The following is a 10,156-nucleotide window of genomic DNA, read 5'->3' as shown; positions in this document are numbered from 1 at the left end:
CCATCAAAAGCGCAGACAACGATTTTTCCCGCTATCGCTACCGGGGAGAACCGTTGTTTCAAATTTTGACGACCAACACCGTGGGGCCCGTCTGAGCCGCGTCGTGCTGATGAAACGTCCTCTAGATGGATGGCCGGATTCGGTCAACATAGTTTTTGCACTTTTGTTTCAAAAAAATTCGTAATTGGCCGCTAAGAGGGCGTTTGAGACGAGGCAAAGACATTGAGACCAGACATATATGTTGAATGACACCGACCCCCTGAAGGACGACGGCAATTTCGGGAACCGCGTAAGAAGCGCAGTTTTGTGGCGTTCCGGCACCCAGATCCTGTCTCAGATCATCGCCTGGGGCGCGACTCTGACGGTGATTCGTATTTTGAATCCCGAAGATTATGGAATCTTCGCGATGACCCAGGTCATTCTGGTTTTTCTGAGCTTCATGAACGGATACGGCCTGGTCAGCTCGATCATCCAGGGGGAAAAGGTGGAACCGATCCAGATTCGGCAGGCCTTTGGCATGCTTTTGCTGCTGAATGGCGGCATCGCCCTGCTCCAGCTCGCGCTCGCATCGGTAGCCGCCGACTATTACCGGCAGCCGATTGTGGCCGATTTGCTGCGGGTGCAGTCGCTTATTTATCTGGCGACTCCGTTCATGGCATTGCCCGAAGCGCTGATGACCCGTGATCTGGAGTTCAAAAAGCCGGCGATCATCAACCTTATCTCGGCAGTCGTCGGCGCCGTCACGGCGCTGTATTTCGCCTATAACGGCTATGGCGTGTGGACGCTGGTCTATACACCGCTTGCGATATTCTGGAGCAGAGCAATCTGCCTCGTGATCGCCGTTAAATTTTATATATGGCCAACCTTCAATTTCAAAGGCGCGGGTGCGATGTTCGGATTCGGCGCGACGCTGCTGGCCAGTCACCTGTTCTGGACGATCCAGAGCCAATCCGACATTTTCATCGCCGGACGATATCTCGAACCGCATGATCTGGGTCTCTACGCAGAGGCGCTGTTTCTGACGACGATCTTTGCGGCAAAATTCGTTCCGCCGCTCAACGAAGTCGCCTTTCCCGCTTACGCGCGCCTGCAATCCGATCCGCGCGCGCTGGCATGGTCTTTTCTGAAAGCGATTCGTCTGGTGATGCTGATTTCCTGCCCGCTCTATTTCGGCATGGCAGTAACCGCCTACCCGCTGGTGGAAACGATATTCGGGCCCAAATGGATCGCGATGTCACCTTTTGTCGCGATACTGGCTCTGGCGATGCCGGTGATGACGCTGCAGATCATGTTCACGCCGGCGAACAACGCGCTCGGCCGGCCGCAGGTGACCGCGCGCACCAACATGTTCGGTGCCGTGCTGATGCCGGTGACTTTCCTGATCGGGATACAATATGGCGTTTACGGACTTGCCTGGGGCTGGATCATCGCCTTCCCGCTGCTGACCATATTCACCTATTTGCAGTCGCATCAGCATATCGGGATTGGCGCGCGCGATATCGGCAGCGCCGTGTGGCCAGGCCTGTCCGCTTCGATCGCCATGGCCGCCTTTGTCTATTGCGTCGATCAACTGCTGCCGGAGATGATTGTCTATGCGCGGTTGGCGCTGTTGGTGGCAACCGGCGGCCTCGCTTATGTCGGCCTGCTCTATATATTGGCGAAACCAACGCTGATCGAGGCGATCCGTCTGATTGTGCGTCGCAAGCCGCCAGCTCCCGTTCCCGCGGATCTGGTCGCCTAAAATTTTAGCAAAGCAGCCCGCCCGACCGGGCACAGTCAGGAGGACGCCAGCCGGGTTCCTGATTCCCCTGACTAAAATGTCCGTTGTCCAGGAGCGTCCAGAAGCGCAGCATCGCCAATATGAGCCACATCCTCTCTCTTGCAGCGGGCACGTTACCCGAATTCCAACCGGAACAGGTAGCACGCGCTGCCGGGGAAGCCGGATTCAGCCATTGCGGCTTTACCATTGAACCGGAGCACTGGGGTGCGGCGGCGCTGGCAGGATCGAAAGCTGCGATAGCCGACCATGGGCTGTCGGTTCTGGACGTCGAAGTTGTCTGGATTCCAGAAGGCGGGCAACTGACCGACGACCACAGGATGATCATCGACGCCGGGATAGAGCTCGGCGCCGCCAATGTGCTGGTGGTCAGCTCGGAACCGGATCACGGCAGGACGGCCGAGGCCTTGCACAAATTATGCAGCTGGGCTGAGCCAGGCAATATGCGGGTGGCGCTTGAGTTCCTGATGATCACCGCTGTGCAGTCAATGGACAGCGCGCTCGATATCATCCGCAAAGCGGATCATCCGGCTGCGGCGCTGCTGATCGACACGCTCCACTTTCAGCGGGCAGGCCATCGGGCCGCGCAATTGGAAGATGTGGAAGCATGTTTGTTGCCCTATACCCAAATTTGCGATGGCAATCGGGATTGCGAGAAAAGTTTCGAGGCCTATCTGGAGGATGCCATCGATTTGCGCAGCTGTCCGGGCGAAGGCAGCTTGCCCGTGGCCGAAATCATAGGGGTACTACCGGAAGCCATTCCTCTCAGCTTGGAAATCCGCTCGAAAATCTATCGTGACCGGTTCCCCGACCCGACCGATCGTGCCTCTGCAGTGCGCACCGCCAGCCTGGCCTATCTGGAGCAGCACAAGATAGCAGTCCGCTAGATAGTGGTCCGCTAGGCAGACTGAATATAGTCGCGCATCGCCGCCGCTTCGCTCTCGATCTTGTCGATACGATATTTGACCAGATCACCAATGGAGACAAAGCCGATCAGCTTGCCGTTATCCACAACGGGTAAATGGCGAATGCGTCTTTTGCTCATCAGTGACAAAGCGCCGATCGCGCTCTTGGTTGGCTCAACAGAAATGACATCAGCGGTCATCACGTCACTTACCAGATGATCCAGCGCAGCATTGCCATATTTGCGGACACAATGAAGCACATCACGCTCGGAAAATATGCCGACGACCGAATCTCCGTCCAAAACGGGCAGCGCTCCGATGCGCTTTTCTGCCAAGATCTCGACCGCCTGCGATACCAACATGTCTGCAGTGCAACTATAGATATCGTCGCTGCGGCCCTGCAAAATCAATTCAATCGTCATCGTGCCTCTCCTTGGATCTGATTCTGTTTATCGCATGCCTATAACATAATTTTGAAAGTGATTGGACTTGATGGTAACAGCATTCCCGTTCAATGCACCGTAAACCGAAAGAGCCCCCCTTGCCCCAACCTTCTCGTCTTGATGATCCGCTATATGCCAGCGCAGCCTGGGCTCGCTATTGGCGGCTGATGCGCGGGATGGCGGTGTTTACGCTGCTGTGTATCGCCATCGCGCTGGGCATTCTGTATTATCTGCACGGTTTTGTCTCGATCCACATGTACATCGCAACCGCAGCCGGTGTCGCATTTGCGTTGATGCTGATGGCCGGCCTCATGGGGCTGGTGTTCCTGTCGAGCGGCTCCGGCCACGACGAGTCCATCGATGACCCTATTTCAAGGACAATCAATCCCGATGAGTAAAAATGACCTGCACGAACTCGCGAAACTGCAACCGGTCCTGCGGGTTGCACCCCAGCCGCGTGATCTGAACAACAATGGGCATATATTCGGCGGCTGGGTCCTCGCCCAGATGGACATTGCCGGCGGCATCATGGCGGCAAGGGTCGCGCGCGGGTCGACCGCGACCGTGGCGATTGAAGCCATGGAATTTATCGCGCCGATTCTGACCCGGGACCTGATCTCGGTTTATGCCAGGGTCGAGCGGATCGGCCGGACCTCTGTGGCCATTCGGCTAGACGTGATCGCATCGCGCAATCTGGACGAGCAGCGCGTTCCCGTTACCAGCGGCTTGTTCACCTTTGTGGCGCTGGATGAAAATCACAATCCAAGAGCGATTCCGGAAGAATCCAAGGCACGCTATCTCAAATAGAACGGCTGCTGCTGTCAGCTTGACTTGGTCTCATAGTCGAGCGTCACTTCATCATTGGCCGGCACGATCACTCGCCATGTCGGGACGCCATCGATTTTCCTGATGCCTTTTACCCGGCCTGCCAGCTCACCCGTTATTTCCATTTCCACGGTAACCGGATGGTCGCGGGCATTGGAAATTTTTGCGCGCCAATATTGCCGGCTTTCGCTCCGGCGTACCTCTGTCACGGACAATCGGACATCCGCGGACTGGCCGACGACAATTTCTATCTCGTCATCGATTGTACGGTCTGGCAAATCCCCCTCGCCTGCCAGCAAAGGGCCGAACGCGCTATTTTCAAAAACGGCGACCTTGCCCGAGGGTAGCGGTACGCCCAAACCGTTTTGCCGGTCATTCTTGCTGCGCAAGATATAGGAGATCGGCGCACTGGCATCGGAATAGTCACGAGCGTTCGCAACGTAGATGCGATCATAGGTGACTTTGGGCTGCACAATCATCGCGACCTGTTTCTGACCCTTGGCATTCACCGTGACGCGCTCTGGAACACGGTAGAGTTTCAGGTCGCCCAGATCTTCCTGTTCCGCAACCACTGCTGCCACCGGCGCGGCCATGTCCATCATGGCGCCGTTTCGCCTTTGCGCAGTCACCATGATCTCTTCGACTGCCTCACTTCTCATCGCCATGGGCGGGGGCGCAGGAGGCGGAATTGCCGCCAGATAGCCGGGATTATAAGGCACTTGATCGGTTCGCTGCATGGGCCAGCAGCGAATGCGCAGAGCGCCGCCGGTGGGACGGACCTGATCCGTCCGCCGCTCCCGATTGGGTTCGCCGGCAATCGCCATCATATTGGCATTTTCAAAACTCTGGTTGCCGCCATTGGCCACGGTCAGCCAGGCGAACAGATCCAATTTGCTCTCCTCACCCGCTGCGCGCTCCTTGACCGTCACGACATAATTGGCCTGCCAGTCAAAACCCGATGCCAGATACGTCAACGTCAAGGTTGCGGTAACTGCCGTTCGGGAAGTAGTGAGAATGGACAGCGTCGGTTTGGCCGCCAAATCTGCGGGCTGTTTCGCAAAGGTCATCCGCTCCGGCAGGCCAGTACAACGTAGAGCTTCAAACCCCTCATCGCTTTCAAAAATTACACCGCCGTCGGGACCAGCGGTGATGAACACATTTTGCGTGCGGGACAGCCCGGTTGCCTTGTTTGTGCGGGTAATGGAAACTTCCCGCTTCAAATAGGCATCGATCAGCCCTTGCGGCGATAACAGCCGGGCATCACGGTTCTTTTCCCGCACGCCAGCGGGCAGTCCGGTGACAATAGCACTTTCCGGGAACATGCCTTCGGACACCCCTTCGAAACGCACCATGGCATCACCGGCTGGCAATAATATCGTGCGGGTTTCGGTGATCAGGGCATAGCCTTGCGGCCAATTGGCGTTGATCGCCCGGTCACCGCGACCCGGTGCCCGGTAAACGGTGATCGAAATATTTTCCGGCTTTTCCGAAACAACCAGTTGCTGAGCCGCAAGCGGGGCGGCTTGCAGAGCCAGCATAAGCGCCAGCAAGGTCAAGAAGCGCGAGAAGTTCATTGCGCCGGCGCGTTCAGTAGCGGCTATCGAACGTCGCCGTGACCGTCACGCTGCCATTGGCCGGCACGTTCAGGCTCCATTCGACCTTGTCGGCGGATACCCGCTCGCTGGCCTGGCTTTGCTGCTCGATGCGAACGTCGCCCCACAGCCCCGCCTGAACGAGGTCTAGTGTAACCGCTTCCGGACGGGCGTTGGTGACCTCGTAGCGCATTTTTGTGCGCCAGCGGCTGGACGAGCGGCGCGTGCGCTCCTCAACCACCGTCTTCACCTTGACGTCGAAGGCGTCGCCGGTGCGGATCGACATTGAGGAACCCATGGGCGTCGCCTCGATCTCGCTCTCTCCAATGAATTGAGGGTCACCGCGCTTGTCGCGCATATAGACGCGCATGATTCCACCGGGCAGCTGATCACCCAGCCCGCCGGACCGGGAAGTCGAGAATTTGAGTACGGAGCTGGCACTGGCCGCATCACTGGAGCCCAGCCAGCCATTGGTATATTCATAGACCTTGCGCGCGGGTGCTGCCGTTACGTCCAGAAAGCTAACCTGTTTCTGCTGGGCATTGGCTACGGTGGTGCGTTCGGCCAGCGGGTAGAGATAATAGTCACCCAGCCGTTCGCGATCATTGGATTCGGTGCCCGCGCTATCGATCGTACCGGTCGGTCGTCTTGGGAAGCTATTGCGACCGCGACCGCGCCCGTTATTGGGGCTTCCCGCCACGAGCAAGACATCGGCGTTCCGATAATCGGTGCCGCTGTTGTTGGTGAGCGTTACCCATCCCTGGACATCAATCGTCTGTTTGACTTCGTCGAACAGCGTCACATAGTCCGCTTTCCAGCCGAGGCCGGGCGTCAGATAGCTCAATGTTGTTGGCACGCGGCCACCACCCGACTCCAGTGTGATCGACAGCGTCGGCCGCGCTCGCAGATTGGGGGGCACTCGATCGAAAATCACCCGCACTGGCAAACCATCGTCGCGCAGAACTTCAATCGTATTGCCGATCTTCATCACCACACCGCCATTGGCCGCAAGAATCTCGGCGCGGACACGAGTTTCGGTACCCGTAGCCGGATTGGTCCGGATCAGGGTCACGGTCTGGCCAACCGCCTTCTCCATCAATTTGGCCGGAGTGAGCAGATCAAAATCAAAATTCTGCTCGACAATTCCGATGTCTGGTCCGGACAGCGTAACGGTTTCCGCCCGGATCTGTGCGGACACATCGGGGAATTGCTGTTTGCTGCGCCCCTTGGGCAAGTTCAGACGGCGCACATCCTGCACCAGCGCCTGATTATTGTTGTAGATGGTGACCGAGACATCGCCCTGTGCCGATCCATCCGTTGCCGACTGGCTGATGGCTGGCGTCGCTGTGCTCGCCAGTAAAATGCCGATGTAACCAAAAAGCCGCATATTCTTTCTCCCCTCTCGACACAGACGCTAACAAACTGAAAATGAACCTTGCCTAAATGCCTATTGATCCGTCCCGCTCTCAAGCGGTGCCTGCCAGCGGACGCTGACAACGCCGCTCGCAGCGTTGCCCGAAGACTGTTGGGTTACCGGGATATTTTTGTCCTCGAGAGCTTTCGTTACCACCGCCCGGTCGATTTCTCTCCCCGCGATACCCAATGGCAGTCCGAGGCGATTGGCAGCCCATATGATCAGTTTTAGATCGCCGGTAGATGATGATGCCACGGCGCCATCACTGACTGACAATTCCGGCAGTGCGGCAGCGGGGGGCTGCAACCTTATCGTCCAGTTGCTCGCGCCCGCTGCAACCCGCTGTTCCAGAGCAAAGTAAGATGCGAGCGTTGCTCCGGGCAGCGGCTTGGCGATCACCATCGCCCGTTGCCTGCTGGTATCGAGCGTCACATCATCAATCGACACGCCAGCAATCAGGGCAAGATCCTGCCGTAGCCGATTCTCCTGAATTTCAGCCTTCTGAGCCTGGGCCTGCGCGCTCGCTGCCGCCAGTTCGGCTGCTTGTGCTTCGGCCCCGGACTCGACCTTGAACTGCGTTATCTTCACAGCAATTGCTCGCCCCAAGGTGCGGCTGATGACGCGCGTACTCTGTTCGCTCGCTCCTGCCAGTATTTGCGGGGTAAAGACGGTGGCATTGATGACGATCGGGTCTGCATCAAAATCGGTCTCAATCTTCGAGACGCTGGCATTCCCGCCAAACTGATCCTTGATATAGCCATTGGCGGTGCGTGAGACGTTCGCCTCCCAGGCGATTTGCCGGAGCGACAGTCCAAGCGGAATGGCAAGCGCGATAAAAATAACGGCCATCATGGCTACCTGAACCTGTGATTGTCTCTCGGAAAGATAAGACCGAAAGCCATACAGCCGGGCCATGCCGGTTGCAGTGAGCGCGATGGTCATCAGGTTGGTGAAAAAGAGCAGTAGTGAACCGCCGAAAACCGCCCAGTTAAGCGTGGCCAGGCCGAATCCGACAACGGCCAGTGGCGGCATCAAAGCCGTTGCGATCGCGACTCCGACGATCGTCCCCATGCGTCCGCGAATCATCGCATAGGCACCAGCCAATGCGGAAAACAGCGCCACAGCGAGGTCGAAGAGATTTGGCCTGGTCCGGGCAGCAATTTCAGCCGTCACCATCTGTAGCGGCGACATCGTCACCACGAGTCCCGCAAATAATATCGAGATGATCGTTCCCAACAAAATGGCCTTGCCACTTTCCCTGAGCCACGCGGAATCGCCCACGGCCAGCGCAAAGCCAGCGCCCATGATCGGCCCCATCAAGGGAGAAAGCAACATCGCGCCGATCACAACCGCAGGCGAAGAAAGCAATAACCCGAGGATCGCAATGCCGGCCGACATAGACGTCATAAAAGCGAAATGCGGTGTGAAGCCGCTGTCTTCGCGTACCTTCTCGATAACGGCCTGCTGGTCTACATCTGCCCGCACAACAATCTGCCACCAACGGCGGAATAGCCGAATACTGCCGGTAACCGGGGCGAATGGACCAGATGGCGGCTTCGATTTTGACTGTTTCGAGCTGGCCGCCTCAGCCTGAGCGTTTTTCATAGAATTGCTTTAGCGCTGTGCAACGATGACGAATAGACAAAGATTACTTGTGACATAATTGAAAGATGAATATTTTCATCTTTTATCATGAAACCGTATGATCTATATAGACCACGTCGGCTATTCCGCCGAACCGAGGAGCCTTTACAGGAGCAAATCCATGGCCCGTCCCGAAACCGATATCGCAGGCATGCGATCCAAGATCATCGCCGCCGCTGATCGGATGATCCACGAAAAAGGTGCAATCAGCTTCACCATGACCGATCTGGCGACGGCAGTCGGCATGTCGCCCTCCAATCTCTATCGCTTTTTTGAGAGCAAGGACGCGCTCGCCGAAGCGATGGCGGGAGAATGGTTTGCTGAATTGCTGGTCATCATGGAGGATCTGGTTTCCGCTGACATTCCGGTCGAAGAAAAGCTCTATCAGTTTTTTGCCAAACGCGTGGTGGTGAAACGGGCGCGTTACGAAGATGATCCCGAACTTTTTGAATCCTATATGGAATTGGGCGACGAGCATTTTGAGGTCATAAAGGGCTATGTCGATCTGGCCGATCACTATATGGCGTCAATATTGGCGGAAGCGATGGACAAGGGCTATTTCAAGGGGCTGGAGCTTGATACCGTTGTCTCTCTGGTCAACACGATGATGCAGCCATTTTGCAATCCCAAGCTGATGGGGCAGATGATGCATCTGGCGACCGAAGAGCGGCTCCGGATTGTCATCAACACCATCCTCAACGGCCTACGGGCCGATGACGGGAAGTCCATCGTCAAACCGGAGCTGCATATCGCTAGCTAGGCGGCAGGCGTCGTCGGCCGGCGGACCAGTCATTTCGTGCCAGTGAAACGCCGTGTTTCGGCGTTAGCGAACGCCGATGAGATGGTCCACGGGTGCGCCTCAGGCGGCGGCTTTATCCGCAGCTCCAGCCAGATCATAGCCGAGCTCGGGAAGTTTTTCGAAACTGGGTCGCGCCAGTAAATAACCCTGAACCAGCCCAACCCCCATATCGCGGATTGCCTCCAGTTCGCCGGACGTCTCGATCCCTTCCGCAATGACCGCGATGTCCATCCGCCGACATAGCTTCACGATCGATTCAACAATCATCCGGCGCGGCATATCGGTATCGATATTGCGGACAAGCGCCATGTCTAGCTTGATATAATCGGTCTGGAAATCCGCCAGCAGCTGAAGCCCGGCATAACCTGCGCCAAAATCATCCAGCGCGGTTGCAAAGCCCATCTTCTTGTACGACTTGAGGATGTCCTTTATATGGCTGGTATCTGCCATTTTTTCATTTTCGGTAAACTCGAACATCAGCCGCGATGACGCCAGGCCTTGCTCGGCGGCGCTTTCTAGCGTGAGGCGAATGCAGGCCTAGGGCGAATAGATCGCCTTGGACAAGAAATTGATGGAGAGCTTGGCATCGGTGTCGAGGATCCCAGCAGCAACCGATTGCTCGATGGCAGCGTAAGCGAGAGCTGTAGGCCGCCTTGCGCGTTGTGCCATTGAAGGGTTGAAGGCTGCTTATTTGGGAGCGGCGATTATGGACGACATGGGTTCGGGATCAGCGAGCAGTCATACGATTAGTCATATG

At 56.8% G+C, this 10,156-nt stretch carries 10 protein-coding genes; 5 read left to right on the top strand and 5 right to left on the bottom strand.

All coding sequences use genetic code 11. The features are described 5' to 3' along the window. The first annotated feature begins 238 nt into the window (after positions 1 to 238). Together ACN0WW_RS16945 and ACN0WW_RS16940 are read left to right on the top strand one after the other, a co-directional pair. Positions 239 to 1,741, top strand: coding sequence for a lipopolysaccharide biosynthesis protein (locus ACN0WW_RS16945; protein WP_417614207.1), 1,503 nt, complete (start codon positions 239 to 241; stop codon positions 1,739 to 1,741). A gap of 119 nt (positions 1,742 to 1,860) precedes the next feature. Then, positions 1,861 to 2,664, top strand: a complete 804-nt coding sequence (locus ACN0WW_RS16940; protein ID WP_417614205.1) for a sugar phosphate isomerase/epimerase family protein — start codon at positions 1,861 to 1,863, stop codon at positions 2,662 to 2,664. An 11-nt stretch (positions 2,665 to 2,675) separates the two neighbouring features. Here ACN0WW_RS16940 and ACN0WW_RS16935 read toward each other — a convergent pair whose 3' ends face one another. Next, positions 2,676 to 3,104, bottom strand: coding sequence for a CBS domain-containing protein (locus tag ACN0WW_RS16935; RefSeq protein ID WP_417614203.1), 429 nt, complete (start codon positions 3,102 to 3,104; stop codon positions 2,676 to 2,678). A gap of 119 nt (positions 3,105 to 3,223) precedes the next feature. Here ACN0WW_RS16935 and ACN0WW_RS16930 point away from each other — a divergent pair, with 119 nt between their 5' ends. Both ACN0WW_RS16930 and ACN0WW_RS16925 read left to right on the top strand, forming a co-directional pair. After that, a complete protein-coding gene (locus tag ACN0WW_RS16930; protein ID WP_417614201.1) occupies positions 3,224 to 3,523 on the top strand; it encodes a hypothetical protein in 300 nt (99 codons plus the stop codon). Then, positions 3,516 to 3,932, top strand: a complete 417-nt coding sequence (locus ACN0WW_RS16925) for an acyl-CoA thioesterase (RefSeq protein WP_417614199.1) — start codon at positions 3,516 to 3,518, stop codon at positions 3,930 to 3,932. Before ACN0WW_RS16930 ends, ACN0WW_RS16925 begins: the two co-directional genes overlap by 8 nt. Before the next feature lie 14 nt (positions 3,933 to 3,946). Here the strand turns inward: ACN0WW_RS16925 and ACN0WW_RS16920 are convergent, their stop codons facing one another. From ACN0WW_RS16920 to ACN0WW_RS16910, 3 genes are read right to left on the bottom strand one after another with little or no spacing between them, the layout of a single operon-like run. Further along, on the bottom strand, positions 3,947 to 5,524 hold the full coding sequence (locus tag ACN0WW_RS16920) for a DUF4139 domain-containing protein (protein WP_417614197.1): 1,578 nt from the start codon (positions 5,522 to 5,524) through the stop codon (positions 3,947 to 3,949). A gap of 13 nt (positions 5,525 to 5,537) precedes the next feature. After that, the gene (locus ACN0WW_RS16915) at positions 5,538 to 6,929 is read right to left on the bottom strand and encodes a DUF4139 domain-containing protein (protein ID WP_417614195.1); all 1,392 of its coding nucleotides are present in this window, start codon (positions 6,927 to 6,929) and stop codon (positions 5,538 to 5,540) included. Between the two features lie 60 nt (positions 6,930 to 6,989). Then, positions 6,990 to 8,561 carry a DUF389 domain-containing protein gene (locus tag ACN0WW_RS16910; protein ID WP_417614193.1) on the bottom strand — a complete coding sequence of 524 codons (1,572 nt, stop codon included), beginning with the start codon at positions 8,559 to 8,561 and terminating at the stop codon, positions 6,990 to 6,992. A gap of 160 nt (positions 8,562 to 8,721) precedes the next feature. On the opposite strand from ACN0WW_RS16910, the gene ACN0WW_RS16905 reads away from it, so the two are divergent. Then, positions 8,722 to 9,360, top strand: a complete 639-nt coding sequence (locus ACN0WW_RS16905) for a TetR/AcrR family transcriptional regulator (RefSeq protein ID WP_417614191.1) — start codon at positions 8,722 to 8,724, stop codon at positions 9,358 to 9,360. 99 nt (positions 9,361 to 9,459) lie between these two features. On the opposite strand, the gene ACN0WW_RS16900 is transcribed toward ACN0WW_RS16905, so the two are convergent. Beyond that, positions 9,460 to 9,930 (bottom strand): EAL domain-containing protein, encoded by a 471-nt coding sequence (locus ACN0WW_RS16900; RefSeq protein WP_417614209.1) that lies wholly within the window; start codon positions 9,928 to 9,930, stop codon positions 9,460 to 9,462. Positions 9,931 to 10,156: the final 226 nt, after the last annotated feature.

Origin of the sequence: Parasphingorhabdus sp. (assembly GCF_048269865.1) — a bacterium.
GTDB lineage: Bacteria > Pseudomonadota > Alphaproteobacteria > Sphingomonadales > Sphingomonadaceae > Parasphingorhabdus.
The sequence above is the reverse complement of the archived record's forward strand: the minus strand, read 5'-3'. Positions and strand labels throughout refer to the sequence as shown.

What these genes read in the sequence shown, in the direction of transcription:
- ACN0WW_RS16945 (WP_417614207.1), top strand. Translation starts at nt 239, where the DNA reads ATGTTGAATGACACCGACCCCCTGAAGGACGACGGCAATTTCGGGAAC.
- ACN0WW_RS16940 (WP_417614205.1), top strand. Translation starts at nt 1,861, where the DNA reads ATGAGCCACATCCTCTCTCTTGCAGCGGGCACGTTACCCGAATTCCAA.
- ACN0WW_RS16935 (WP_417614203.1), bottom strand. Translation starts at nt 3,104, where the DNA reads ATGACGATTGAATTGATTTTGCAGGGCCGCAGCGACGATATCTATAGT.
- ACN0WW_RS16925 (WP_417614199.1), top strand. Translation starts at nt 3,516, where the DNA reads ATGAGTAAAAATGACCTGCACGAACTCGCGAAACTGCAACCGGTCCTG.
- ACN0WW_RS16920 (WP_417614197.1), bottom strand. Translation starts at nt 5,524, where the DNA reads ATGAACTTCTCGCGCTTCTTGACCTTGCTGGCGCTTATGCTGGCTCTG.
- ACN0WW_RS16915 (WP_417614195.1), bottom strand. Translation starts at nt 6,929, where the DNA reads ATGCGGCTTTTTGGTTACATCGGCATTTTACTGGCGAGCACAGCGACG.
- ACN0WW_RS16910 (WP_417614193.1), bottom strand. Translation starts at nt 8,561, where the DNA reads ATGAAAAACGCTCAGGCTGAGGCGGCCAGCTCGAAACAGTCAAAATCG.
- ACN0WW_RS16905 (WP_417614191.1), top strand. Translation starts at nt 8,722, where the DNA reads ATGGCCCGTCCCGAAACCGATATCGCAGGCATGCGATCCAAGATCATC.